The sequence below is a fragment of the Nonomuraea sp. NPDC050643 genome (assembly GCF_040654715.1).
Lineage (GTDB): Bacteria > Actinomycetota > Actinomycetes > Streptosporangiales > Streptosporangiaceae > Nonomuraea.
This window is the reverse complement of sequence record NZ_JBFAIM010000083.1, coordinates 17704-42878: the sequence shown is the minus strand read 5'-3', so window position 1 is coordinate 42878 and position 25175 is coordinate 17704. Positions and strand designations below refer to the sequence as shown.

At 71.6% G+C, this 25175-nt stretch carries 20 protein-coding genes and 2 pseudogenes; 10 read left to right on the top strand and 12 right to left on the bottom strand.

Annotated features, from left to right (window positions below):
- Positions 1-2 precede the first annotated feature (2 nt).
- Complete coding sequence (locus AB0I15_RS57830) at positions 3-176, bottom strand: hypothetical protein (RefSeq protein ID WP_358117231.1); 174 nt, start codon at positions 174-176, stop codon at positions 3-5.
- Positions 177-245: 69 nt separating this feature from the next.
- Positions 246-833, bottom strand: a complete 588-nt coding sequence (locus tag AB0I15_RS57825; protein WP_358117229.1) for a hypothetical protein — start codon at positions 831-833, stop codon at positions 246-248.
- 369 nt (positions 834-1202) lie between these two features.
- Between AB0I15_RS57825 and AB0I15_RS57820 the strand changes: the two genes are divergently transcribed.
- Positions 1203-2210, top strand: coding sequence for a LacI family DNA-binding transcriptional regulator (locus tag AB0I15_RS57820; RefSeq protein WP_358117226.1), 1008 nt, complete (start codon positions 1203-1205; stop codon positions 2208-2210).
- A 70-nt stretch (positions 2211-2280) separates the two neighbouring features.
- Here the strand turns inward: AB0I15_RS57820 and AB0I15_RS57815 are convergent, their stop codons facing one another.
- Positions 2281-4197 carry a primary-amine oxidase gene (locus AB0I15_RS57815; protein WP_358117223.1) on the bottom strand — a complete coding sequence of 639 codons (1917 nt, stop codon included), beginning with the start codon at positions 4195-4197 and terminating at the stop codon, positions 2281-2283.
- A 223-nt stretch (positions 4198-4420) separates the two neighbouring features.
- On the opposite strand from AB0I15_RS57815, the pseudogene AB0I15_RS57810 reads away from it, so the two are divergent.
- The 3 genes and pseudogenes from AB0I15_RS57810 to AB0I15_RS57800 all read left to right on the top strand — a co-directional run.
- Positions 4421-5053, top strand: a pseudogene (locus tag AB0I15_RS57810) (sugar-binding domain-containing protein); the annotation flags it as partial.
- A 115-nt stretch (positions 5054-5168) separates the two neighbouring features.
- Positions 5169-7466 (top strand): annotated as a pseudogene (locus AB0I15_RS57805) (glycoside hydrolase family 2 TIM barrel-domain containing protein); the annotation flags it as partial.
- 76 nt (positions 7467-7542) lie between these two features.
- Positions 7543-8946, top strand: a complete 1404-nt coding sequence (locus AB0I15_RS57800; RefSeq protein ID WP_358117220.1) for an NPCBM/NEW2 domain-containing protein — start codon at positions 7543-7545, stop codon at positions 8944-8946.
- A 33-nt stretch (positions 8947-8979) separates the two neighbouring features.
- Here AB0I15_RS57800 and AB0I15_RS57795 read toward each other — a convergent pair whose 3' ends face one another.
- The 5 genes from AB0I15_RS57795 to AB0I15_RS57775 are packed head-to-tail and all read right to left on the bottom strand — an operon-like array spanning position 8980 to position 14140.
- Positions 8980-10254, bottom strand: coding sequence for a cytochrome P450 (locus tag AB0I15_RS57795; RefSeq protein WP_358117217.1), 1275 nt, complete (start codon positions 10252-10254; stop codon positions 8980-8982).
- 1 nt (position 10255) lies between these two features.
- Entirely contained in the window at positions 10256-10852 is a 597-nt protein-coding gene (locus AB0I15_RS57790) for a helix-turn-helix domain-containing protein (RefSeq protein ID WP_358117214.1), read from the bottom strand.
- Between the two features lie 42 nt (positions 10853-10894).
- A complete protein-coding gene (locus AB0I15_RS57785; RefSeq protein WP_358117211.1) occupies positions 10895-11791 on the bottom strand; it encodes a carbohydrate ABC transporter permease in 897 nt (298 codons plus the stop codon).
- 10 nt (positions 11792-11801) lie between these two features.
- Positions 11802-12716, bottom strand: a complete 915-nt coding sequence (locus AB0I15_RS57780) for a sugar ABC transporter permease (RefSeq protein ID WP_358117209.1) — start codon at positions 12714-12716, stop codon at positions 11802-11804.
- Positions 12713-14140, bottom strand: coding sequence for a sugar ABC transporter substrate-binding protein (locus tag AB0I15_RS57775; RefSeq protein WP_358117207.1), 1428 nt, complete (start codon positions 14138-14140; stop codon positions 12713-12715). Before AB0I15_RS57775 ends, AB0I15_RS57780 begins: the two co-directional genes overlap by 4 nt.
- Positions 14141-14513: 373 nt before the next feature.
- Here AB0I15_RS57775 and AB0I15_RS57770 point away from each other — a divergent pair, with 373 nt between their 5' ends.
- Genes AB0I15_RS57770 through AB0I15_RS57755 form a run of 4 tightly spaced genes read left to right on the top strand, consistent with a single transcriptional unit; the run spans position 14514 to position 19810 of the window.
- A complete protein-coding gene (locus AB0I15_RS57770) occupies positions 14514-16259 on the top strand; it encodes a glycoside hydrolase family 97 catalytic domain-containing protein (RefSeq protein WP_358117204.1) in 1746 nt (581 codons plus the stop codon).
- A complete protein-coding gene (locus tag AB0I15_RS57765; RefSeq protein ID WP_358117201.1) occupies positions 16256-17032 on the top strand; it encodes a hypothetical protein in 777 nt (258 codons plus the stop codon). The genes AB0I15_RS57770 and AB0I15_RS57765 overlap by 4 nt, the downstream gene beginning before the upstream one ends.
- Positions 17029-18237, top strand: coding sequence for a hypothetical protein (locus tag AB0I15_RS57760; RefSeq protein ID WP_358117198.1), 1209 nt, complete (start codon positions 17029-17031; stop codon positions 18235-18237). Before AB0I15_RS57765 ends, AB0I15_RS57760 begins: the two co-directional genes overlap by 4 nt.
- Positions 18227-19810, top strand: coding sequence for a hypothetical protein (locus AB0I15_RS57755; protein ID WP_358117195.1), 1584 nt, complete (start codon positions 18227-18229; stop codon positions 19808-19810). The genes AB0I15_RS57760 and AB0I15_RS57755 overlap by 11 nt, the downstream gene beginning before the upstream one ends.
- 9 nt (positions 19811-19819) lie before the next feature.
- On the opposite strand, the gene AB0I15_RS57750 is transcribed toward AB0I15_RS57755, so the two are convergent.
- The 3 genes from AB0I15_RS57750 to AB0I15_RS57740 all read right to left on the bottom strand — a co-directional run bounded on the left by AB0I15_RS57750 (position 19820) and on the right by AB0I15_RS57740 (position 23668).
- Positions 19820-21475, bottom strand: a complete 1656-nt coding sequence (locus tag AB0I15_RS57750; protein ID WP_358117192.1) for a glycoside hydrolase family 36 protein — start codon at positions 21473-21475, stop codon at positions 19820-19822.
- A 316-nt stretch (positions 21476-21791) separates the two neighbouring features.
- Positions 21792-22949 (bottom strand): ROK family transcriptional regulator, encoded by a 1158-nt coding sequence (locus AB0I15_RS57745; protein ID WP_358117190.1) that lies wholly within the window; start codon positions 22947-22949, stop codon positions 21792-21794.
- A 134-nt stretch (positions 22950-23083) separates the two neighbouring features.
- A complete protein-coding gene (locus tag AB0I15_RS57740; protein ID WP_358117188.1) occupies positions 23084-23668 on the bottom strand; it encodes an NUDIX hydrolase in 585 nt (194 codons plus the stop codon).
- Between the two features lie 162 nt (positions 23669-23830).
- On the opposite strand from AB0I15_RS57740, the gene AB0I15_RS57735 reads away from it, so the two are divergent.
- The gene (locus AB0I15_RS57735; protein ID WP_358117185.1) at positions 23831-24460 is read left to right on the top strand and encodes a sigma-70 family RNA polymerase sigma factor; all 630 of its coding nucleotides are present in this window, start codon (positions 23831-23833) and stop codon (positions 24458-24460) included.
- Between the two features lie 78 nt (positions 24461-24538).
- Positions 24539-24778 (top strand): zf-HC2 domain-containing protein, encoded by a 240-nt coding sequence (locus AB0I15_RS57730; protein WP_358117182.1) that lies wholly within the window; start codon positions 24539-24541, stop codon positions 24776-24778.
- A 49-nt stretch (positions 24779-24827) separates the two neighbouring features.
- Here the strand turns inward: AB0I15_RS57730 and AB0I15_RS57725 are convergent, their stop codons facing one another.
- Positions 24828-25097, bottom strand: coding sequence for a zf-HC2 domain-containing protein (locus AB0I15_RS57725; protein ID WP_358117179.1), 270 nt, complete (start codon positions 25095-25097; stop codon positions 24828-24830).
- Positions 25098-25175: the final 78 nt, after the last annotated feature.

Below are 25175 nucleotides of genomic sequence, written 5' to 3'. Positions count from 1 at the left end.
GCCTAGCGGGAGTCCCTCAGCGTGAGAATCATGTCCACCAAGATAAGGCGGAACGCGACGAATCCGATGACGACGATCACGGCCACGACGGCGATCGCGAGCAGGAACTTTCCGGTCAACTTTCCCCCATTGGCGTCCAGGAGCCGCTGCAGCAGTTCGAGTTTCTTGTTGTTCACGGCAGCGACGGTAGGAAACGAGCCGGGTGGACCGGCACCTCCGAAGGGTGGAGACCGGGGTGGAGCGCCCTACTTCGCGAGCTGACCCGGCGGGGTGTGCGTCTGCTCCTGCCCCGGTGCGCCGGCCTGGCCCGGCGGCCGGCGCGTCTGGCCCGGCGGGGTGCGGTCGCGGCCGGTCGCCGGGGTGACGCTGGGCGGCGGCGTCACGGTCGCGGTCCGGGTGGGGCGGGCGGCCCTGCGCTGCTTGGCGGGGGGCGGGGTGGCGGGCACGACCTTCAGGACCTCCCGCCCGGTGGGCGTGCGGCCCGACACGGGCGGGGTGGTGCGCGTGGGGCGCCGGGTGGCGGGGCTGGTGCGCGCGGCGGGCGTCGGCGGGGCGCCGGCGGAGGCCGTCTCCGGACGCGGGGGCGCGGGGGTCCTGGACGGCGAGGCCGTCGGGCGAGGGCTGAGCGCGGCCGCCGGTCGGCGGGTCGCGAGATGCCGGTGGTCGTGGTCCAGGGTGGGCAGCGGGGCGAGCGTGGGGGAGCTGCCGGGGACGCCGACCAGCAGGGCGGCCAGGACGAGCTGAACGAGGCCGGCCAGTACGGTGGAGACGCGTAACGCCCGTCCCCGGCGGCGGCGCCGCTCTACGGCCTGGTCGGGATGCTCGGTCAGCACGGCGTACGCGTCCCTGCCGAAGCCATGCGGGTGTCCTCCGAGGGGTTCTGGGGCGGGTGAACCTTTTGATCTAAGGATGGATGTCCGATGCGGTCAAGGCCATCTGACGAAGATCACCCAACCGTGACGCGTCAAAGCGAATGAGGTACGGGGCGCTCACGACCCCAAGGGCGTCAAGGACCTCGGCCGGGTCACGGACCCGCTGGGCCGATGCCAAGTAGTGAGTAAATCGTTTCGGAACGGCCCGTGTCGGCTGCGCTATGATCACCGTGACGACACGCTCGCGACCTGGAACGATTCACCACCCCCTGACGTCGCCGCCGAGCCGCGTGTCGCCAGCGCTCCGCCGCTCACCTGACGCGAGGAACGATGTCGAGCATCAAAGAGGTTGCCCGGCTCGCCGGAGTCTCCGTCGGCACGGTGAGCAATGTGCTCAACCGGCCGGAGATGGTGGCGCCGGACACCCGGCGGCGGGTTCAGTCCGCGATCGCGCAGCTCGGCTACGTCCGTAACGGCTCGGCCCGGCAGTTACGCGCCGGGCGCAGCCGGACGATCGGCGTGGTCGCGCTCGACCTGGCCAACCCGTTCTTCATCGACGTGCTGCGCGGCGTCGAGACGGCGGCGCAGCGGTCCGACATCACCGTGATGGTCTTCAACAGCAACAAGGACGCCGGCCGCGAGGCGGGGCTGCTGGAGACGTTCGAGGAGCAGCGGCCGCTGGGCGTGCTGATCACGCCGGTGAACGACAGCGGCGAGGAGGAGCGGCTGAGCCGGCTCATCGCCCGGGGCATCCCGGTGGTGCGGTTCGACAGCTCGGCCCGGCACAGTCACGGGTGCGCGGTCGCGGTGGACGACGTGCTGGGCGGGCGGCTGGCGGGGCGGCACCTGCGGGAGCGGGGGCATCGTCACATCGCGTTCGCGGGCGGGCCGTTCAGCGTACGGCAGGTGCGGGAGCGGCACGACGGGCTGGCCGGGGTGCTCGGGGCGGACGACCGGCTGACCGTCATCCCCCTGCCCGACCTCACCGTCGCCACCGGCCGCACCGCCGGCGAGGAGATCGCCGGCCTGCCCCCGGGTGAGCGGCCCACCGCCGTCTTCTGCGCCAACGACCTGGTCGCGATCGGGGTGCTGCAGGAGATGACGCAGCGCGGCCTGCGGGTGCCCGCCGACCTGGCCATCCTCGGCTACGACGACATCGACTTCGCCGCGGCGGCCGCGGTGCCGCTGTCGTCGATCCGGCAGCCACGCGAACAACTCGGCCACACGGCCGCCCTGCTCCTGCTGGAGGAGGCCAACCGGCCCGACGGGCACGAGCACCGGCAGGTCATCTTCCAGCCCGACCTGGTGGCCCGCGCCTCGACCACCCCGCCCCGCTGAGACGGCGCCCGACGCGCACGGCCGGTCGATTGTTCCGGTCGATTGTTCCGGCCGATGTCCGTGTGAGGGGTCAGGCGCCGTGCCCGTCGTGCGCGGCGGGCACGTCGAGCGTGGGATTACGGTCGAAGAAACCGACCGGCCGCAGTGCGAAGCCCGTACGGTCGACCGGCATGATCGGCCAGTCCTCCGGCCGGGGCGCGTGGGTGAGCCCGAACGTGTGCCAGACGACGAGGGATTGGCCGTCGAGGTCGCGGTCGGCGGCGGCGAAGGCGGGCAGCCCCGCGCCGCCCGGATGCCGGTTGACGAAGTCGCCCGCCGGATAGCGCTCGGCCGGGTCGTACGCCGTCACCCACAGGTGCCGGGTGGCGAACGCGGCCCGCGCGGCGATCGAGGAGCCGGGATCGGCCAGCAGCACCGGCTTGCCGTCGGGACACAGGGCGTACCCGACCGGGTTGCCCAGCGCGTTGCGGGCGGCCGGGTTGGTGATGTGCCAGACGCGGTCAACGCTCGCGTCGGCGCCGCGCTGGGCGCGGCTCTCCCGGGTCAGCGGGGTGCGCCGGTAGGTGAAGGCGTTGCCGCGCGGGTTGCCGGGACCCATCGGGATCCGGGCCACGTCCACCTCCTCGACCCGGTTGTCCGCCCCGTCCACCGCCATGTCCAGGCGGGCGCAGAACAGGTGCTGGTGGAAGGGCGCGCCCAGGCCCGGCGCCACCTCGGCGGCGTACGGCTGCTCGCCGCCCGGGTGGGCGCAGGTGAACAGCACGCCGGTGGCCTTGAGCTCGAACTCGATGCCGCCGTCGAGGTAGAGGTACCAGTAGAAGCCGTAGTCGTAGTTGCCGACCGTGGTGAAGAAGGACAGGACCAGGCGGCGCTGACGGCGGGTCTGCGCCGCGTTCGTCCACAGGTCGCTGTGCTTCCAGAGGACGCCGTGATCCTCCTCGTGCACGCAGACCGCGTTCGTGATGGTCTTCGGGGCGCCGTGCTGGTCGGCGATGACGGCGTCGAGGTAGGTGATCTCGCCGACGCAGTCGCACCCGAGCTCGAGGGGGTTGGCGTACTGGCCGACGAGGTATTCGCCGGTGTCGAAGTAGTTCTGCCACGAGCGCACCGGCGAGGGGTCGGCGTACGGCACCACCATCTCGGCGATCGAGGCGCGGTGGACGATCGAGCGGTCGCGGCCCGCATCGCGATCACGGAACGAGAGCTGGTGCAGGACCAGCCCCTCGCGGGCGTCGAAGCCGACGCGGAGCGACCAGTTCTCCCAGCGCAGCAGGTTCCCCTCCAGGGTGAACGAGGGCCCCTCCGGCTGGCTGATGACGATGGGCCGTTGCGTCGTGCGCGGCGGGCCGGTGACGGCGGGGTCGTCGTAGTTGCCCGACACCGCGGGCACCGGCACGGGCCCGAAGTCCAGGACGCGGTCCACCGACCGGTTGGTGACGTCGACGTAGGCGACCAGGCCGTCCACCGGGTGCGCCCACGCGTGGTCCTTCTCGTGCTCCTGCACGAAGGCCAGGCCGCGCAGCAGGCGGCGGCCGGTCTCGTCCGGGTATTCGTCGGCGTACACGCCGGCCGACAGCGGGGCGACCCTGACCTGCGCCACGTTCAGGCCCCGCTTCCTGAGGGCGGCCAGCCACCGCTCGTCGGTGGCCAGGAGCTCCTCGACCACCCCGAACTCCTCGTCCAGCACGGGAAGCTGGCCGTCCGTCGCGGCGTCGAGCACGCGGTCGGAGTCGATCAGCTCTCTGGTGACCGAGACGACCACGTCCCGCGACGGCCCGCCGGCGACGTCGAGCAGCATGACCCGCACCCGGCGGTCGACGGGGTCCCCTGGCGCGAAGCCGAGGAGCGTCTCCTTCGCCGGTTCCTCGAGACCGGCGTAGGCGAACCGGGTGGTGCGCCCGACCAGGCCGGCGGCGTCCAGCACGGTGCGGACGGTGGTGAACTCGTCCGGCGTCAGCGGGTCGAGCGGGTGCGGCGTGGCGGTCATGGCCCCTCCTGTGACGAGCGTCCCGGATCGGTGCGTACGCGGGGAGCCGCCCCCCGTCCCATCGGCGGGCACCCACGACAGCGAACACCACGGGCACGATGATTTCCAGGGCGGCCTGGCCAGGGCTGATCTGCAACCGATTGTTTTCGCCGCCGTTCGATGTTAGATATGGCGGAGTCAACCCTCATGTCAGCATCAGCACCCTCGGCTTCCTGGAGTGGCGATGTCCCCACGTCGCGGGCGGGTAGCAAGGATCAGCGGGTTCGTGGTCGCCGTGGCCGCGCTCCTGACTCCGTTCCTGACAGCGGCGCCCGCCGGCGCGGCCCCGGAGGCGGTGGACGTTCACCGCTATCTGGAGGATCCGGAAATGGTGGGAGAGGGGCAGCAGGCGCCGCACGCGGTGCTGCGGCCGTACGCCGACGCGCGCTCCGCGATCGCGGACGTGGCCCGGCACGAGGCCCGCTCCCCGTGGATCGCCTCGCTGAACGGCGACTGGCGGCTGGACCTCGTCCCGCGGCCCGAGGAGGTGCCCGAGGGCTTCCACACCGCCGGCCATGACGTCTCGCGCTGGCCGGTGGCCAAGGTGCCGCACACCTGGCAGTCCGACTTCACCGACCACCCGATGTTCCGCAACATCACCGAGGAGGTCTGGCCGGACACCCCGCCCAAGGTGCCCCGCGACGTGAACCCGACCGGCGCGTACGTCCGCCAGATCGACGTGCCGGCGAACTGGTCGGGGCGCCGGGTGTTCCTCCGGTTCGAGGGGGTCACCAGCGGCTACTTCGTCTGGGTCAACGGCGCCTACGTGGGCTACGACCAGGGCGGCTACACCCCGGCCGAGTTCGAGGTGACCGCCGCGTTGCGCCCGGGGGCGAACCGGGTGGCCGTGCAGGTGCACCGGTGGGGGGGCGGGGTCGTACCTGGAGGACTTCGACCAGTGGCGCTACAGCGGGATCTTCCGCGACGTCTGGATGTACGCCACCCCCCGGACCCTGCTCCGCGACGCCTACGTCACGACCGACCTCGACGACCGGCACGAGAACGCCACGCTGACCGCGAAGGTGCAGGTCGCGGGCGAGGCCGCCGGCCACACCGTGCGCGGCACGCTGACCGACGCCCGCGGCCGCCCGGTCGCCACCGTGTCACAGCCGGTCGACCAGGGCGGCGCCACGCTCACCGCCCAGGTCGCCGCCCCCGCCAAGTGGAGCGCCGACTCGCCCACCCTGTACGCCCTCGCCCTCGAACTGCTCGGCCCCGACGGCAGGATCCTGCACACCACCGCCCAGGCCGTCGGCTTCCGCGAGGTGGCGGTGCGCGACCGGCAGATGCTGGTCAACGGCGAGCGCGTCCTGATCAAGGGGACCAACCGCGCCGAGACGGACGCGGACACCGGCCGCCACCTCACCCGCCAGGCCCAGCGGCGCGACGTCGAGCTCATGAAGAGCCTGCACATCAACGCGGTCCGCACCTCGCACTACCCCTCCGACCCCTACCTGTACGATCTGGCCGACCGCCACGGGTTGTGGGTCGCCGACGAGGTGGACATCGAGACCCACTCGCGCGAGTCGTGCCCCCGCAACTGCCTGGCCGACCGGCCGGAGTGGCAGGCCGCCTTCGCCGACCGGTTCAGGGCCATGGTCGCCAGGGACAAGAACCACCCCAGCGTCATCATCTGGGACACCGGCAACGAGGCCGGCCTCGGCGCCGCCCACTACGCCATGGCCGAGTGGGCCGACGCGAACGAGCCGACCCGCCTGCTCTACCACCAGTCCAACAGCCCCAACGGCGACGCCCCGTACGCCGACGTGTGGGGCCCGCGCTACCCCACGCCCGGCTACGTGGACTCCATCGGCAGGACCACCACCAGGCCGGTCGTGTTCGGCGAGTACGCCCACGCGATGGGCAACAGCCTGGGCAACTTCGACCGCTTCTGGGAGCTGATCCGCCGTTACCCGTCGCTGCAGGGCGGGTTCATCTGGGACTGGGCGGAGGCCAACCTGCGCCAGCCGCTGGTGTTCACCCCCGACTCCTCCCGCAACCGCGTCCAGGCCTTCCTCGTGGGCAGGCCCCGGGCCGCCGGCGGGCATCGCGGCCAGGCGGTCGAGCTGTCCAGCCTCGACGACTTCGTCAACGTGTTCAGGGACCGCGCGCTCGACCTCACCGGCGAGGCCGTGACGCTGGACGCCTGGGTCAAGCCCGGTCAGTGGGCCGGCAGCTTCCCCATCGTGACGAAGGGGCGAGCCTACGCGCTGCAGATGCGCGACGAGCGGACCCTGGAGTTCGGCGTCACGACCGGCGGCGGCTGGAAGGCCACGGCGGCGGCCGTGCCAGAAGACTGGTACGGCGCCTGGCACCGCGTCACCGGCCGCTACGACGGCACGGAGCTGCGGCTGTCCATCGACGGGCGGCAGGTCGCGACGGCCGCCCAGTCCGGCGCCCTGGAACCCGGCCTGTACGAGGTCAACGTCGGCCGCAACGCCGAGACCCAGCAGGACAACACGCCGACCCGGCTGGCCCGCGGCCTCATCGACGACGTCCGCGTGTACGGCGCGGGCGCGGACCCGGTGCTGGCGCTCGACTTCGACCGGTTCGAGCGGCGCGGCGACTTCCTCAGCCTGGGCCTGAGCCTGTCCGGCACCGACGGGCTGATCGGCTCCGACCGCTACCCGCAGCCGGAGACCACCGAGATGGCCTGGGCGCACGCCCCCATCAGGTTCACCACCGCCGGCACCGGCGCGGTACGCGTGCACAACGAGCAGCCCGCGGGCGAGCTCCGGGTCAAGGTGCGCTGGTCCCTGGAGGAGGTGGACCGCACGCTCCGCTCCGGCACCCGCGACCTGCGCCTGGAGCCGGGCGGCAGCGCGGACCTCGACCTCGGCGCCCCGCCCGCCAACCCGCGGAACCGGCAGCGCTGGCTGAACCTCGAGGCCCTGCCCGCCGACCCGCCCGCCTGGGCGCCCCAGGGCTGGCGTCTCGGCTGGCAGCAGCTCGCCCTCGGCGGGCGCGTCGTGCCCGGCATCGCCCAGCCGCCCGCCGGCACGCCCAAGCTGAGCCGCGACGGCGACACGATCACCGTCAGCGGCACGGGCTGGCGATACCGCTTCGAGCGGGGCGCCCTGACCTCGATGGACGCCGCCGGCCGCGAGCTGCTGCGCGCGGGCCCGGAGCTCGACGTCTACCGCCCGCCCACCAGCAACGAGACCTACGACTGGGGCACCGCCGACCGGGACGTCTGGCACCGGGCGGGGCTCGACCGCCTGCGGACGCAGGTCACCGGCGTGCGCGCGGACCTGGACGTTGACGCCGCGGTCGTCGAGGTCACCAGCACCGCCGCCGCCCCCCGGGATGGCGAGCCTGTTGTCGTTCGAGCAGGTCATGAGCTACCGGGTGGACGGCCGGGGCACGATCAGCCTGCGGCACCGGGTGGTGCCGCGCGGCTCGCGGCTGACCACGCTGCCGTACCTGCCGCGGGTCGGGGTGCAGGTCGAGGTGCCGGAGTCGATGCGCGGGCTCGCCTACTACGGCAAGGGGCCGCAGGAGACGTACAACGACCGGTCGAGCGGCGCCTTCACCGGCGTGTGGCGCGGCGACGTGGACCGGGAGTACGTGCGTTACTCCCGGCCGCAGGCGTACGGCAACCACACCGGGGCCCGCTGGGTGACGCTCAACGACGGCCGGGGCGCCGGGCTGCTCGTCGGCAGGACCGACGGCCCGATCGACGTCAGCGCCACCCGGTACGACGACCTCGACCGCGCCGAGTACGACTTCCAGCTCCCGCTCGTGCGCAACGACGGCTGGATCACCCTGCACGCGGCGATCGGCGAGACGGGCATGGGGGAGACGCCCAACTCGGTGCTGACCGAGTACCGCGTGCCCCCGGGCAAGACCCAGGACTACACGCTGACGCTGCGCCCGCTCACCGCCAAGGAGGTCCGGGCCGGCGGCGTGGTGGACTCCGGCGTGACGGCCCCCTGCCCGCCGGACGTGACCGCGACCGGCGACGGGAACGCCGAGCCCGGCGCACCCGAGCGGATCACCGTCACCGTCGCGGCCGGCTGCGCGGACGGCCTGACCGGCACGACGGTCACCGTGGCCGCGCCGCAGGGCTGGACGGTCACCCCCGCCACGGCCGACCTCGGCACGGTCGCCCACGGCACGCCCGGACAGGCCGCCTTCACCGTCACCCCACCCGCGGGCACGGACTTCGGCGAGCACGAGCTGACCGCCACGGTCACGGCCACCTCCTCCGGCTTTCCCGTCACCGCGCGGGCCGCGACGACGCTGCGCACCCCGCTCCCGGCGGGCAGCGTGTGGGCGAGCGACCTGCCGTTCACGGCGTCGGAGAACGGCTGGGGGCCGGTGGAGCGCGACCGCAGCAACGGCGAGCAGCCGGCCGGCGACGGCCGGACGCTGTCCGTCGGCGGCCGGACGTACGAGAAGGGCATCGGCGCGCACGCGCCGTCGCGGATCGCCATCGACCTGGGCGGCCGGTGCACCACGTTCCGCGCCGACGTCGGGGTGGACGACGAGATGGGCGGCAGCGGCTCGGTGGCCTTCGAGGTGTGGGTGGACGGGCAGCGGCGCGCGGCCTCCGGCGTGCTGACCGGGGCGGGCGGCGCGGAGGCGCTGTCGGCCGACGTCACGGGGGGTGAGCTGCTGGAGCTGCGCATCACGGACGGCGGAGACGGCAACGGCGCCGACCACGGCGACTGGGCCGCCGCCCGCCTGGCCTGCGCGACGTCCTCCTGACGCCTCTCCGGCAAAGGCGTCAGGAGGCGGGGCTCAGCGCCCCAGGCGGAGGGGCAGGGCGCGCGGGCCGCGTACCTGCCCGGTGGACCAGATCACCGCCGCCGGGTCGTCGAGGGAGAAGACCGGGACGCGTTCGAGCCACACCTCGAGCGCGACCCGCAGCTCCATCCGCGCCAGGTGCGAGCCCACGCACCGGTGGATGCCCAGCCCGAACGCGGCGTGCCGGTTCACCTCACGGTCGATCACCACCTCGTCCGCCCGCTCGAACTGCCCGGGGTCGCGGTTGCCCGCGGGAAAGGACAGCAGGATCCAGTCGTCGGCCTTCATGTCGACGCCGTTCCAGCTCATGTCCTCCCTGACCAGCCGCGCCATCGTGACCGGCGCGTAGGCCCGCAGGAACTCCTCCATCGCGGTCGGCAACAGCCCCGGCTCCGCGACCAGCCGCTCCCGGTCGGCCGGCGTCCTGGCCAGGTGCCACAGCGACGCGCCGATCGCGCTCCACGTCGTGTCGATGCCCGCGATGAGCAGCAGGGCCATCGTGCCGGCCACGTGCGACCGCTCGAGCTTGTGGCCGTGCAGCTCCGCGTTGACGAGATAGGTCGTCAGGTCGTCGCGCGGATGGTCGAGGTGGTCGCGGATCTGCGCGAGCAGGTAGTCGAACAGCTCGTCCATCCGGGCCATCCGCTCCTCGGGCGGCAGGTTGACGCCTTCGAGCACGTTCTCGATGAAGCGGGTGAAGCGCGGGCCGTCCTCCTGGGGGAAGCCCAGCAGGTCGGCGATGACACGGACCGGGATGTGCTGGGCGTACTCGCGGGCGGCGTCCACGGACGGCCGTCCCTCGAACGCGTCGATGAGCTCGTGGCACGTCGCCCGCGCCGCCTCCTCCCGCTTCTGGACCGCGCTCTTGGTGAACGCCGGGAGCAGCAGCTTGCGCGCGTGGTGGTGGAAGGGCGGGTCGGAGGAGATCGGCGGCGTGCTGCCCACGGGGGCCAGCTCGTGGGGCGGCCGGAAGTTGCCCATGACGATCGCCCGCGACGAGAAGCGCTCGGTGTCGTACGCGATCGCGGCGACGTCCTCGTAGCGGGTCGGTAACCAGCCGCCGCCGAACCGCCCGGTGTGCGCGATCGGGCAGCGCTTCCGCAGGTCCGCGAGGATCGGGTAGGGGTCCGCGGCCCACTCGGGCTCAAGGTGGGAGAAGTCGGTCGCCCAGTCCGAGACCGGCCCGGTGACGATCTCGTTGCGTACGCCGGTGGGCTCGTCCTCCTCGCCCCGCTGGAAATCCTGGACGAAACGGTCGTCCACGCTCATGTCATGTCTCCTCGGTGGGGGCCAGAGCACCGATGACGCGGGTGAGCAGCGCGGCCCACTCCTCGCGGTCCACCGCGTGCAGGTCGGGGGTGACGAGCGCACTGCCCATCGCGAGCAGGAGACAGAAGTGGGCCACCGCGTCCGGCGACAGCGCGGTGTCGAACTCGCCTTCGCCCTGTGCCACCTGCACGAGCTCGGCGATCCAGGCCGCGCGTTCGCCGACGTAGTCGCGCGTCGGCCCGGCCACGTCCTCGTCCCGGCGGGCCGCGACCAGGGCCTCGACGATCAGGTGGCCGGCGGCGTCGCGCCGCTCCGGGAGCCGGAGCCCGATGGCGAGGAGGAGCTCGGTGGCCGACCGGTCGGGATCGGCGGCGAACAGGCCGGCCAGCAGCCGCCGTTTGTGCGCGCGCAGCGCGGCCACGAGCAGCTCCGCCTTCGAGCCGAAGTGGGCGTACAGGGCGCCGTTGCTCACACCCGCGGCGGCGGCGATGTCGGCGACGCGCGTGCCGTCGTAGCCGCGCTGGGCGAAGACGTCGGCGGCGGCGCGCAGTAACCGCTCACGCGTCTCCGCCGCCGTCACGCCCGCGATGCGTCCCATGTGGCAAATTAAAATGATCGTTCATTTGAATCGTCAAGAGGGTCAGCGGCCCGCGATCCCGGTGAGCGTGACGCCTTTGATGAACGTCTTCTGCGCGATGAAGAACAGGATCAGGATCGGCATCAGCGTGATCAGGGCCACCGCCATCATCTGGTTGTACTGGGTCGCGTACTGGCCGGAGAACATGGCCAGCCCCAGCGGGATCGTGAACTTGTCCGTCGTCCGCAGGTAGATCACGGACTCCAGGTACTGGTTCCAGTTCCCGACGAACGAGAACAGCATGATGGAGGCGATCGCCGGTTTCGACAGCGGCAGCATGACCCGCCACAGGATGCGCAGCTCGGAGGCGCCGTCGATGCGGGCGGCGTCGATGAGCTCCTGCGGGATCGTGGTGAAGAACTGCCGCAGCAGGAAGATGTAGAGCGCCACCCCGAAGAACTCGGGCACGACCAGCGGCAGGTAGGTGTCCACCCAGCCGAGGTTGGCGAACATGATGTACTTCGGCACCAGCGTGATCTCCCGCGGGATCATCATGGTCGCCAGCATCAGCGCGAACATCACGCCCGCCGCCCTGGCCCGCAGCCGGGCGAAGGCGTAGGCGGGCAGCACGCACGAGACCAGGTTCCCCAGCATGGACAGCGCGGTGATGAGGACGCTGTTGATCAGGAACGTGTTGAACGGCAGGCTGCCGCTCCACCCGCGGGCGTAGTTCTCGACGTGGAAGGAGCTGGGCAGGAACTCCGGCGGGAAGGCCAGGTTCTCCGCGTCCGACTTGAGCGACGTGGTGATCATCCACAGGAACGGCAGCACGAACACGGCCGTGGCGATCACCAGCAGCAGGTAGGCGCCCGTGCGCCTGATCCGCCGCACGCGCTCCGCCTGCGCGGCGGTGAGGGCCCTCGACGGGGTGGCCGCGGGCCTGGCCGTCTCCAGCAGCATCACGGCCTCCTCACTTGAACTCGTAGTGGACCCAGCGCCTGGCCAGGCGGAACTGGATGAAGGTGACGGCGATGACGATGACGAACATCGCCCACGAGAGCGCGGCGGCGTACCCCATGTCGAAGTAGACGAACGCGTGCCGGTAGATGTAGAGGCCGAGCACCATCGTGGAGTTGGCCGGGCCGCCCTCGGTCATGATGAGGATCAGCGTGTACGCCTGGATGCTCGCGATGAACCCGGTGACCACGTTGAAGAAGATGACCGGCGACATCATGGGCACGGTCACGCTCCAGAACCGGCGCCACCAGCCGGCCCCGTCGATCTCCGCGGCCTCGTACAGGGACTTGGGGATGCCCTGCAGGCCGGCCAGGTAGATGATGATCGTGTTGCCGGCGCCCCACACGCTCATGAGGATCAGCGCGGGCATCGCCCACTCGGGCGAGCCCAGCCAGCCGGGGCCGGTGATGCCGGCCATCGCCAGCAGCTTGTTGATCAGCCCGTAGTCGGGGTGCAGGATGTTCAGCCAGAGCAGCGCGGTGGCCACGCCCGAGACCACCGACGGCATGTACATCACGGTGCGGAAGAGACCCTGGAAGCGCAGCGGCTGGTTGAGCAGCATGGCCAGGAACAGGGTGAAGGTCACGCCGAGCGCCACGGAGCCGAGGCCGTAGTAGAAGGTGTTGCCGACCGCGTCCCAGAACTCCGCGTCGGCCAGCATCTTCCGGTAGTTCTCGAACCCGATCCACTCGGGCGGGCGCAGCAGGTTCCACTTGGTGAAGCTGAGCACGACGGAGGCGAGGATCGGGCCGCCGCTGAAGAAGACGAACCCGATCACCCACGGCGAGACGAACAGGTGGAAGCGCCGCGCCTCGCGCCGGCTCGCGGAGACGGGCCGGCGCCGCCTGCCGACGCTGACCGCCGTCATGCGATCTTGTTCTCGGCCAGCAGCGGCGTGACCTTGGCGGCGATCTGGTCGAGCGCCTCGTTCAGGCCGATCTTGCCGATCATGGCCTGCTCCCAGATCGGCTTGGCCGTGTCCACGACCTTCTTGTTGGCGGGCAGGTGCATGACGCCGTCGCTGGTGGCGTAGTCCTTCATCGCCTGCTGCGCGACCTCGATGACGTCCTTGGGGATGCCCAGCGCCTCGGCGTTCGGCAGCCAGGCGGACTGGCGGGCCGGGGCGCTGATGCGGCGGAACTGCTGGCCGGTGGAGGACAGGTACTCGTTGAGGTAGATCCAGGCGGCGTCCTTCTGCTGCGAGGTCGCCGTCATGGCCAGCGCGCTGCCCACCGCCGGGGTGAAGCGGCCCGCCGGGCCCTTCGGCACGGCCACGGCCCCCCACGTGAACGACTTCTGCTTGGCCAGCTCGGTGAGGATCCAGGCGCCCTGGATCGACATCGCGGCCTTGCCGGTCTTGAACGGCTCCACCTTCTCCAGCACCTGGTTGAGCTCGGCCAGGCTGGGCACCGCCTTGTCCTTGAGCAGCACGTCCAGCCACATGCCCATGGCCTTCCTGGCCGGCTCCTGCGTGATGGCCACCGACATCTCGTCCTGGCTGAGGAAGCGGCCGCCGTACGGGAGCAGGAAGATCGTGGCCAGGTCGGGCGCCGGGAGCGGCATCGGGGTGAAGCCGAAGATCTTCTGCGCGCCCTCGCCCTTGGTCAGCTTCTTCGCGGTCTCGACCATCTTCTCGACGGTCCAGGACTCGTCGGGGTGGTCGACGCCGGCCGCGTCGAAGATGTCCTTGTTGAAGAAGAGCAGCTTGGGGGCCATGTCCGTGGGCAGGGCGTGGAGCTTGCCGCCGCCGTCCTTGAAGTAGCCGAGCGCGTTCTCCGGCAGGTCGTCCATGCCGAACCCGGGGGTCCTGGCGATGTACGGCTCCAGCGGCTCGAACACGTCGTTGGCGATGAAGTTCTGGGCCCAGCTGTAGTGCGTGTACATGACGTCGGGCAGCTTGCCGCCCGCCGCCTGGGCCATGTACTTCGTGAGGTAGCCGTCGAACGTGGAGGTCTCGCGCTTGATCTCGATGTTCGGGTGGCGCCGTTTGAAGAACAGGTCGAACTGGGCGTTGCGCACCTCGGCGATGACGTCGGCCGTGATGGCCACGGTCAGCACGACCTTGGACGACGGCTCGGGCACCTGCGTCGTGGGCCAGGTCAGCGACTTGTCGAGCGCCTCGGCCTCCGCGTAGGGCCAGGTCTCGTTGCCGGGCCGGTTCGGGTCGAGCTCCGGGACTCCGGACTTGACCGGGCCGGAGGGCTGAGCCTGGGGACGCTGGCGGGTGTCACCGGCGCACGCGGTGAGCGCGGGCAGGGCGACCGCGAGGGCCAGCAGCCTTCGGCGGTTCATCTCCATGGGACAGGGCCTTTCAGAGGAAGTGCTCGATCACCGGTACGGCCGCCGCGAGGGGGGCCGCCGGGTGAGGGTGCCACTCGTCCGGAGCGGACAGGTCGAAGCGCTGCTGGCGGAATCTGGCCGGACGCGCGGCAGAGGTCGGATGAATAGCCGGGCCCGTCTGGGCTTCCTGAGACGGTCCGTGAGGCATGGCCGTACCGTAGACCTGGTAATTAACTTCGTCAAGAATTGAATTGAAAGCGCTTGCAACCTAGGCTCGGGCGCACTGTGAGGAGTCGGGTGGCCGCCCGTTCGCAGCCGCCGCGACCGGCCCCGCAGAGTAGCGGGCCGCGGTCGACTCCTCCTATCTCTTCGTACTGGAGGACTTGTGCCGGAGTGGACGCTCAGCGAGGACGATCTGGAAGCGACGGTCGCGCTCAGCGCGGTCGGCGAGCTGACGCTGGAGGTGCGGCACGAGGGCCGCACCGTGCTCAGGCCGTCCCGGCTCGGGATCCGGGCCGCCCACGAGGACCTGACCACGGGGCTGGCCTTCGCCGGCGCCGCCGAGCGGCGGATCGAGGATGCCTATCGGACCGTGACGGGCAAACGGCGTGAGCACCGGTACGCAGCAGGGGAGTGGACGCTGTCGTTCGCCAAGGGCCGGCACCGGCTCGACCTCGTGGTCCGGATCGGCGGGGGCGGCGTGGCCTACCGGTACGCGGTCCCCTGGACCGGGCCCGTCACCGTGACCGAGGAACTGTCGGAGTACGTCGTGCCGGGCGACGCCCGCGCGGTGCTGCTGCCGTACGAGAACGGGCGGTGCGACTACGAGGAGATCCACCGCCACACCACGGTCACCGCCGCCGAGCCCATCCTGTACGGCTACCCGTCGCTCTTCCACACCGGCGGCACCTGGCTGCTCGTCACCGAGTCGGACCTGGACAGCGGCTACGCCGGCTCCCGCCTGCGCTTCGACGGCCACGCCTTCCGCCTCGACCTGCCCGACCCGTACGTGACCGCGGCCAGCCCCCTCGTCACCCCGTGGCGCACGATGATCGTCGGCGACCTGGCCACGATCGTGGAGAGCGACTTGGTCACCAGCCTCGCGGCCCCTTCCGAGGTCGAGGACACCGGGTGGATCCGCCCGGGGGCCGTCGCCTGGTCCTGGTGGTCGGACGGCCCCTCCACCCGCGACCTGGACGCCCAGAAGCGCTGGGTGGACTTCGCCGCCGCCCACGGCTGGCCGTACGTGCTGGCCGACGCCGGCTGGAACAAGGAGTGGATGCCCGAGCTCATCGCCTACGCCGGCGAGAAGGGCGTCGGCGTCTGGCTGTGGTCCCACTGGCAGCACGTGGACACCGAGCTGGAGCACCGCGAGAAGCTCGCGCTCTGGAAGCAGTGGGGCGCCGTCGGCGTGAAGATCGACTTCACCGAGTCGGACGGCCAGGACCGCATGCGCTGGTTCGACGCCATCCTGGCCGCCACCGCCCGGCTCCGGCTCATGGTCGTCTTCCACGGCGGCACGATCCCGCGCGGCACCGAGCGCACCTGGCCGCACTTCATGACGGCCGAGGCGGTCAAGGGCGCCGAGTGGATCAAGCCCAAGCCCGGCAAACAGCCGCTGTACGCGGCCACCCACTACCTCGCGCTCGCCTTCACCCGCAACGTGCAGGGCCCGATGGACTTCACCCCGTGCACGTTCACCGGCGTCCGCGTGATCTCGGCCGGGTTCGAACTGGCCCTGTCGGTGCTCTTCGAATCCGGCGTCCAGCACTTCGCCGACGGCATCGAGGCCTACGAGGCCAGGCCGGAGGCGCTGCGGCTGCTGTCGTCCGTCCCCACCGCGTGGGACGAGACGCGGCTGCTGTCCGGCGACCCCGCCGACCACCTCCTGCTGGCCAGGAGGAGCGGCGGCGACTGGTACGTCGGCGCCGGCGTCGCGGGCGAGGCCCGCACGCTCACCGTGCCGCTCGGCTTCCTCGACGAGGGGGAGTGGACGGCCGAGATCTACCGGGACGCCCCTGGCGACCGGATCCTCGCCGAGACGGTCACCGTCTCCGCCGGGGGCAAGCTCGACCTCGCCGTACCCCCCAACGGCGGGTTCACGCTTCACCTCAGGAGAGAGATCTCATGATCAAGCGACTCGGCGGCGTCATGGCCGCACTGATGACCCTCACCGCCACAGCCCTCCCCGCCGGCGCGGCCGCCTGGACCCTGCGCTGGAACCCCGACCCGGCCAGCCAGAGCGTGGCCGCCGCGTTCGAGGGCATCGAGGACGACCGCGCCGACTCCCACTCCGGCGCCACGCACATCTACGTCTCCGGCGGCGCCTACCGCTTCGACATGCACACCCAGGACCGCGACGGCTCCGACCGGCAGCGGAACGAGGTCAAGGGCATGCGCACGAGCAGTAGCTCGTACCTCAAGATCCTGGAGAACCAGACCTGGCGGATCAGCTACCAGCTCTACATCCCCACCTCACTCGACGCCACCAGTTCCTTCAGCCACATCGCGCAGATGAAGACGCCCGGCTCCGGCGCGCCCCTCTACACGATGTCGCTGCCGATCTCGGGCGGCACCCCGAAGATCAACGTCAGGTACTGGGACGAGTCCGAGCAGACCCACGAGGTCGGCAGCACGAACCTCAACCCGATCCAGGGCAGGTGGCTGGACACCACCTTCGAGTTCAAGGCCGCCGACAACGGCTACCTGCGCTGGACGCTCAAGGACGGCTCCACCACGCTCGTCGACCGGCGCATGGACGGCACCGACCTGTGGCGGGGCGACGACGAGTACCTGCGCCCGAAGTGGGGCATCTACCGCAGCATCAACAGCTCCGGGCTGCAGAACACCTACCTGCTGATCAGGAACCTGCAGGCCCACCAGCTCACCGGGAGCGCCGAGTGAGCGCCCGCCTGGTGAGCGTGCTCTGCGCCGTGGCGCTGCTCGTCCAGGTCGGCGCCGCCATCCCCGCCGGGGCGGCGCCGCGCTGGGAGCGGCGCTGGGAGCCGAGCCCGTGGCGCGACGGGGTCGGCGCGTTCGAGGCGCTGGAGGACGACCGGCGCGGCTCCCACCCCGAGGGGCAGCCGCACGTCCGGGCCGAGGGCGGTGCCTGGCGCTTCGACGCGCACCTGGAGGACCGCGACGGCTCCGACCGCATGCGCAACGAGGTACGCGGCATGCGCGCCGCCGACGGGCGGCCGCTGGAGATCCGGAAGGACGAGACGTGGCGGCTCACGTACCGGATGTACATTCCGGACACGCTCGACGCGACCACCGGCTTCAGCCACATCTGGCAGCTCAAGACCTCCGACATCGGCACCCCCGTCGCGCAGATCTCGCTGCCGGTCGTCGGCGGCGTGCAGAAGATCGTGGCCCGCTACTGGACGCTGGCGGACAACAGGGCGCACGATTTCGCGACGGCCGACCTGGAGCCGATCCAGAACCGCTGGGTGACCACCGTGATCGAGTTCAGGTCGGGTGACGACGGATACATGCGGTGGGCCCTGCGGGACGGGCGGCGCACGATCGTCGACCAGCGGGTGGACGGGATCGACCTGTGGTGGACCGATGAGCAGTACAACCGGCCGAAGTGGGGCATCTACCGCAGCATCCGCAGTACCGGGTTGCAGGAGACGTACCTGCTGGTCAAGGACCTCACGGCGGAGCAGCTCGGGCCCGCGACGCCGCCCGTCTCGCTGCCGCCGCCGGACCGGAGCCCGGGGACGTACGAGGCCGAGCGGGTCGGGAACGTCTGGGAGGGCGCGGCCGAGCCCGCGTACTGCAAGGTGTGCTCGGGCGGGCGCAAGGTCATCCTCATCGGCGGCAACGTCTACGACTACGCCGTGGTCAAGGGCGTGCTGGCGGAGACCGCCGGGCCGCGGCGGATGACCGTGCACGCGCTGGTGGACGGCGCGCAGTCGTTCTCCGTCAGCGTCAACGGCGGTGACGCGATCCAGGTGCCGATGACCGGGACCAAGGACACGGTCACGACCGCCAGTGTGCCGGTGGACCTGGTGGCCGGGGTCAACACGATCAGGTTCTTCGGGCACACGGCCCGCGGGCCGGAGCTCGACAAGATCGTCATCGGGGAGGCCGTGAATGGGAGCTGACCTCACCAGGCGCGGGCTGCTCGCGGCGGGCGGCGCGCTGGCGTTCACCGCCGCGGCAGGCGGTACGGCCGTCGCGGGCACGCCGGCGGTCTGGCAGTCCCGGCTGGTGCGGTACGACCGGCGGGGACGGCTCGTCTACGAGCAGGACGCCGAGGGCAACCGCGTCCCCGACTTCAGCCACGCCGGCTACCGCAACGGCGAGCGGCCGATCCCGCACGTGCCCGTGGTGAAGGTGATCCGGCCGGTCGAGGGCGACAACACCGCGCACATCCAGGCCGCGCTCGACGCCGTCGGCGCGCTGCCCCGGGCACGGCGCGGCGCCCTGCTCCTGCTGCCCGGCCTCTACCCGGTCGCCGGGACGCTGTACGTGCGGGCGAGCGGCACCGTGCTGCGCGGCGCGGGCGACGGCGAGGACCCGGCGGGCAACACGATCATCAAGGCGACCGGGAACAACCCGAAGGACCGGGACGTGATCGTGGCCGGCGGGGTCGCGGGCGGCGGCTGGGGCGGCGAGGTGCCGGGCACCCGTACCGAGATCACCACCGGGTTCGTGCAGGTGGGCGCGCGCGCGTTCGAGGTGGCGAACCCGGGCGCGCTGCGGCCGGGCGACAACGTCGTGATCCACCATCCCTGCACCGAGGAGTGGCTGAAGGCCATCGACTACGGCGGCCACGACGTGGGACCGGCGTGGAAGGTCGGCGAGCAGCCGATCATCTACAACCGCTACGTACGCGACATCTCAGGAAATGTCGTGACCATCGATGTGCCGGTCTTCAACCACCTCAACCGCTCCCACGCCACCTCCTCCCTCTACAAGTGGGACCGGGCCGGGCTCGTCACCGAGGTCGGGGTGGAGCGGCTGCGCGTGGACATCGAATACCACGGTGACCCCGAGCAGGACGAGGACCACGCCTACAACGCGGTCGTCCTGCTGCGTACCGAGGACTCGTGGGTGCGGGACTGCACGATGCTGCACTTCACCCAGGCCGGGGTGGCCACCCAGGAGACCACCCGCGCCACGGTCGAGAACTGCCGCGCCATCGACCCCGTCAGCGTCGTCACCGGCAGCAGGCGCTACAACTTCAACACCTACGTCTACTCCCAGCAGGTGCTCTTCCGCGACTGCCATGCCTACAAGGCCAGGCACGCGTTCGTCTCCAACGGGCACAGCACGGTCTCGGGCGTCGTCTTCCTGCGCGGCACGGCGGAGTACGCGCTCAACTCCAGCGAGGGCCATCGGCGCTGGTCGCAGGGGCTGCTGTTCGACGGCCACAAGGACGTGGACCCGCACTACGACTACACGCTGGGCCTGTACAACCGGGGCCGCTACGGCACCTCGCACGGCTGGTCGGCGGCCCACTCCGTGGCCTGGAACTGCGACGTGGCGACCAGCCGGCTCATCGTGCAGAAACCGCCGACGGCCCAGAACTACGCGATCGGCTGCCGGGGCACGGTGACGGGCGACGGGCCGTTCCCGCAGCCGGCCGGCCACATCGAGGGCCCGAACGTCCCCGGCCTCCTGCCGCCCTCGCTCTACCAGGCTCAGCTCCTGGACCGCCTGCGGCGATCCTGACCCACGCCCTCAGTCGCCGGGTTCCTCCCGGCGCTCCAGACGCAGCAGACCGCCCTCGGGCACGGTGACCTCCACCAGCCCGGGGGCCAGCGTCACGATCTCGTCGCCCTCGACGCGGCCCCGGCAGTCGCGGACCGTGGCGCGGGCCGTACCGGGGCCGGCGACCCGGAGGAGCACGGCGGCGGAGGCGTCGCCGTTGGCCAGCCACAGCGTGCCGGTGGCGGGCACCTCGACCGGCAGCGGCGCGTAGCGGGCCGTGATCACCGTGCCCTCCGCGCGGGCCGTCACCTGCGGGTAGGCCAGGTCGGGGCGGGCGGGCAGGAAGTCGCCGCGCTGCAGGACGGCGGCGTGCTCGCGGAAGAAGGCCAGCCAGAAGCGCAGGGCCTCCTCCTGCGCCGGGGTCTGCGCGGTCAGGTCGACGGAGATCTGCGGGACCGCGAACAGCACGTTGATGAGCTGGGCCGCGACCCGCTGCGGGCTCTCGCCGGGGTGCCACATCAGCATGTCCGCGTGCACGGCCAGCGGCCCGGCGATCAGCCGCAGGTCCACGGTGCGCTGGCGGTTGTGGGCGGGGCTGAGCGGGCAGTCGGAGGCGCGCACCATCGTGGCGTACGGCCACAGCCCCGGGCTCACGTACGGCTGGCGCAACTCCACCAGGCAGTCCTGGGGCAACTGGGCCAGCAGCCTGCGCACGCCCTCGTTGACCGTGGCGCAGTCGGCCTCGGGGCCCGGCTCGGGCGGGTCCTCCACGGCGAACTGGTCGATGAAGTCGATCTTGAGGCCGTCCATGCCCCACTCGCCGACGGCGCGGGCGAGGCGGGCGGCCAGCAGGTCGCGGACGAAGGGGTAGCGGGGATCGACGACGGCCGCGTTCATGTGGTCCTTGTAGGCCAGGGTGTAGCCCTGTACGCGGTCCCAGAGGGCGGTGTGGCGGCCGGCGAAGGGGAGAGCGTACCAGAGGAGGTAGGCGAGTCCTTCGGCGCGGACCTTGGCGACATGCGCCGAAATATCAGGAAAGGCGGTGGGGGAGGGCTCCCAGTCGCCGACGAACCCGTACCCACGGCCCCGGTCGTCGCTGTGCCAGCCGTCGTCCACGATGATCGCCGCACAGCCCAGCCCGGCCGCCGGGCCCGCCTGCCGTTCCACGCCGCCGGCGTCGACGTGCTGCTGCATGGCGTACCAGGTGGAGTAGGCGGGCATCCGCGCCACCTCGGGCACCTCGCGCACCGGCCCGTGCGACTCGCCCCACCACTCCGCCATCCCGGCCAGCGCCCGCGCGAAGTGCCGCCGCCCGACGTCCAGCCGCAGCACCAGCCCGGTCCCGGGCTCCGCCTCGTGCTCCACCCAGAACCCGAACTCCCCGGTCTCCTCCACCACCCCGGTACGGGTCCGCACGGGCCGCACGACCTCGCCGACCGCGTACGCGCACAAGGCCACGTCACCGGCTCCCACCAGGCAACCGACGGGCGCGTTCCGCTCAAGGGCGGCGGTGCGCGGCCGCCGCCAGAACGGCGGCAACCCCCGATGCTCCCCGCCGTCGGCCGCCCAGAACGCGGTCGCGCCCACACACGGCACCCGCCACGCCACCCGCACGAGCGCGGCCCGATCAGGCACCACCCGCACCTCGACCACACCGTCCCCGACCTCGGCGACAACCCATTCCAACCCCACCCGCCCCCCAGCGTCCACCAGGCCCTGCGCCCCGGCCTCCGCCGGGCCCTTCGAGGGGCCCTGCGCCGCTGTCCCGGCCGCGTCCGCTGTCGCGCCCTTCGAGGGGCCCTCCGCCGCAAGCCAGGCCGCGTCCTCTGTCCCAGGTCCAGCCACTGCCCCTGCCGGTGTGCCGGCCCCACCCTCAGCCTCTGCTCTTGCCTCGGCCGAGCACTCAAGGGTCAGTCCGGCCGCGATGACCTCCACCAGCCGCCGTGACGCCTGGTCGTGAGGTTGCCAAATACCGGCAGGAGAGGCGGTCATGCATGAGCTCCTACACGCTGAAGAGGGTCTGGACGGCCACCGCGGCCGCGCCGCGTGCCCACTGCTCGAACGTCCTCGGGCGCAGCAACACCCGGCAGTCGGCCGCCGCACCGAACGCCTGGGCCGCGAACGACCGCTTGACCTGCTCCTCGAACAGCTCGTAAGACGCCAGCCCCGGCACGTCCCCCGTCACGATGATCCGCTCGGGCCCGATCAGATTGGCCATGGACGCCATGGCCAGCCCGATCGCGTGCCCCGCCCGCGCGAACACCTCCCGCGCCGCCGGGTCCCCCGCGCGCGCGGCCTCGATCGCCGCCTCGACGGTCATCGGTTCCCGGCCGGTCGCCGCGCCGACCGCCGCCACCAGAGGCGCGGTCCCGGCGATCGCCTCGACGCAGCCGCGTCCGCCACAGTGACATTCCGGCTCGTCGCCGCCGACGGGGATATGGCCGATCTCCCCGGCCACCCCGTGCGAGCCGGCCACCACGCGGTCGTTGACCACCAGCCCGCAGCCGATCCCCACCCCCACGGTGACCAGCGCGAACGACGACGCTCCCACGCCGTCGCCGAACCACTGCTCGGCGACGGTGAGCGACTTGACGTCATTCTCGATCGTGACGGTCAGGCCCGTCGCCTCGGCGGCCAGCCGGGCCAGCGGCACCTGCCGCCAGCCCAGGAAGGGCGAGTAGCGCACCAGCCCGCCGGCCTTGTCGACGTCACCCGACACGGCCAGCCCCAGCGCGTGGCAGCGCTCGCGGTAGGCGGGGTCGGCGTCGAGCAGCCCGCTCACCAGGGCGGCCAGCTCCGCGACGACGTTTTCGACCGCCGAGGCGGTCAGCGGGCGGTGGGCGGAGACGAGCGGCTGCGCGCGCAGATCGGTGACCACCCCTATGAGCTCGTCATCGGTGATCTTCACACCGATGAAGAACTCTCGATCCGGTCTGATCACCAGCGGGCTGGCCGGACGTCCGGCGCCCGGCCCCGTGCGCTCGGTCGCCTCCAGCTCCTCCAGATAGCCCGCGTCGATGAACGGGCGAGCGGCCTTGGTGACGGCGGCCGACGACAGGCCGGTCCGCCTGGCGATCTCCACCCGGGAGACCGGACCCTGCGTCAACACCATGGTGAACACCGTGGTCGCCGCAGGGGTGGTGGTGAGCCGAGGGTGCATGGCGGTCATGGTAGCAGTAATTAACTTCGTCAAGAATTGAATTTGAGCGGGCATGTTCTGGATCGATCTACTTACGGGTGGGGGGTATGTTCTCGGCCTCTTCACGGGGTGCGGCGAACTGCGCTGGTGAGGGCCTAGTGCGCGGGTCTGGCCTGCAGCAGGCCGGCCAGGAAGTGCAGCAGGGCCGCCGACGTGGTGGCCGAGGTGATGGCCTGCTCGCCGATCAGCCCCTGGATGCGCAGGGTCGGCAGCCATTCGGCCCGCCCGACCTCCTCGTCCCCGGCCACACCCCGGGCCCGGCCCGCAGCCGGGTCCCCAGCCGGGTTTGCGGTGGGCTCCGTGGCCGCGGGGGAGGCGTGGTGGGCGGCGAAGACGAGGTGTTCGCAGTCGGCCACGTCCTCGGCGGGGCGGATCCGGATCAGGGGCCGCAACGGGCCGGGGAGCCAGCCCGTCTGCGCCTCCACGTGCCGCGCCGCCGCCTCCTCCGGCTCCTCGTCCGGGCCGATCTCGCCGAGCGGGATCTCCCATCCCCAGGTGTCCGTGATGAGGCGGTGCCGCCACAGTAGTAAGACGCGCCCGCCATGGAACACCACCGCTCCGGCGGCTCTGGGCACCCGCACGAACGGCCGCTCCACTCGTTCCCCACCGGTCAGCTCGACGTCCGCCACCCGGAGATCGACCCCGTTGGCCGCGTACAGCAGCCTTTCCGAGCGTCGCATGGAATGCTCCTCACCCGTTAGCCGGGATGTTCTCCGCCGATAACCGCTTGTACCACTTTTTCGAGAATACGCACGAGATGTCGTCTCTTGTCGGGGCAGGAGAACGTCGGTGGGAATGATTAGCCTGGGATGTCCCAGCGTTCGACCGGAGGGGAAGCGATCGTGGGGTCTTTCGCGGGCGGAGCGCTGCCCCCGGATGACGTCGTCGTCACGGCCCTGCGCGCCGGTGATGAGACGATGTTCGCGGGGTTGCTCGACACCTGGTCGCAGGGCATGTTGCGCGTGGCCAGGTCTTATGTGTCCACCGATCACTCCGCCGAGGAGGTCGTCCAGGACACGTGGCTGGCGGTGATCGACGGGATCGGCCGTTTCGAGGGCCGTTCCTCGGTCAAGACGTGGGTCTACCGCATCCTGGTCAACACGGCCAAGAAGCGCGGCGTGCGGGAGAGCCGGACACTTCCGTGGAGCGCCTTCGAGTACGACGGCGCCAAGGTCACGGATCTCGGGCCGCCGCCGGGCGGCTGGCCGGAGCCCACGGCGGCCTGGCCCACGCCGGAGGGTGAGGCGCTGGCCTCGGAGGTGCGCGGGCTGATCGCCGAGGCGCTGGGCCGGTTGCCGCCCCGGCAGCGGATCGTGATCACCTTGAGAGACGTGGAGGGCTGCACCTCCGACGAGGTGTGCGACATCCTGGACATCACCGCGGCCAACCAGCGGGTGCTGCTGCACCGGGCCCGCATGGCCGTGCGCGGCTGGCTCGCCGACTACTACGAGTCCGTGAAACAGCCGGAATAGCGTGTGGGCGCCATCGGGGTTCGTGGCGCGGCACAATAAGTGAAACGGTTCATCTCAGAGACAAGGGCGGTCAACGTCGTGAAGCGGTTCACCTGCGACGAACTGGTGGAACTCCTCACCGCTTACCTGGAAGACGCCCTCGACCAGGCAGAGCGCGACGGCGTACAGGCGCACCTGGCCTCCTGCGAGGGGTGCGGGCGCTACCTCGATCAGTTCCGCGCGACCATCGTCGCCCTCGGCGACCGGCCACAGGAGAAGCTGTCCGCCGACGTCCGCGACCGGCTCATGTCCGCCTTCCGCCAGCGTCAGCGGCACTGAGGTCGTCCACAGCGGCCCCGGACGGCACTGAGGTCGTCCGCGGCGGTCCTCAGGAGGTGGCGAAACTCTCCTGCAGCGCGGCCAGCACCGGTGGGGAGATGGTGCCCTCCCGGAGGCAGCCCAGCGCCGCGACCGTCGCCAGAACCTGTGCCAGCCAGGCCGAACACCCCGTGCACCCGTCCAGGTGCCACGCCACGGCGCGCCGTGGCCCGTCGGGAAGCGCCTGCTCCAGATAGTCCGTGAGCAGTTCGCACACGTCGTCGCACCCGAGCCCGTCCGCTCGTGTGCCCCGCGCCCGATGTCCCCGCGCCCGATCCATGGGATCTAGTCCCCGTTTCGCCCCATCCGTTACGCGGTGTGGCACAAATCTCTCGAATCCCTCTGTAACGATCGCGCG

What these genes read in the sequence shown, in the direction of transcription:
- AB0I15_RS57820 (WP_358117226.1), top strand. Translation starts at nt 1,203, where the DNA reads ATGTCGAGCATCAAAGAGGTTGCCCGGCTCGCCGGAGTCTCCGTCGGC.
- AB0I15_RS57815 (WP_358117223.1), bottom strand. Translation starts at nt 4,197, where the DNA reads ATGACCGCCACGCCGCACCCGCTCGACCCGCTGACGCCGGACGAGTTC.
- AB0I15_RS57800 (WP_358117220.1), top strand. Translation starts at nt 7,543, where the DNA reads ATGGCGAGCCTGTTGTCGTTCGAGCAGGTCATGAGCTACCGGGTGGAC.
- AB0I15_RS57795 (WP_358117217.1), bottom strand. Translation starts at nt 10,254, where the DNA reads ATGAGCGTGGACGACCGTTTCGTCCAGGATTTCCAGCGGGGCGAGGAG.
- AB0I15_RS57790 (WP_358117214.1), bottom strand. Translation starts at nt 10,852, where the DNA reads ATGGGACGCATCGCGGGCGTGACGGCGGCGGAGACGCGTGAGCGGTTA.
- AB0I15_RS57785 (WP_358117211.1), bottom strand. Translation starts at nt 11,791, where the DNA reads ATGCTGCTGGAGACGGCCAGGCCCGCGGCCACCCCGTCGAGGGCCCTC.
- AB0I15_RS57780 (WP_358117209.1), bottom strand. Translation starts at nt 12,716, where the DNA reads ATGACGGCGGTCAGCGTCGGCAGGCGGCGCCGGCCCGTCTCCGCGAGC.
- AB0I15_RS57775 (WP_358117207.1), bottom strand. Translation starts at nt 14,140, where the DNA reads ATGAACCGCCGAAGGCTGCTGGCCCTCGCGGTCGCCCTGCCCGCGCTC.
- AB0I15_RS57765 (WP_358117201.1), top strand. Translation starts at nt 16,256, where the DNA reads ATGATCAAGCGACTCGGCGGCGTCATGGCCGCACTGATGACCCTCACC.
- AB0I15_RS57755 (WP_358117195.1), top strand. Translation starts at nt 18,227, where the DNA reads ATGGGAGCTGACCTCACCAGGCGCGGGCTGCTCGCGGCGGGCGGCGCG.
- AB0I15_RS57745 (WP_358117190.1), bottom strand. Translation starts at nt 22,949, where the DNA reads ATGCACCCTCGGCTCACCACCACCCCTGCGGCGACCACGGTGTTCACC.
- AB0I15_RS57740 (WP_358117188.1), bottom strand. Translation starts at nt 23,668, where the DNA reads ATGCGACGCTCGGAAAGGCTGCTGTACGCGGCCAACGGGGTCGATCTC.
- AB0I15_RS57725 (WP_358117179.1), bottom strand. Translation starts at nt 25,097, where the DNA reads ATGGATCGGGCGCGGGGACATCGGGCGCGGGGCACACGAGCGGACGGG.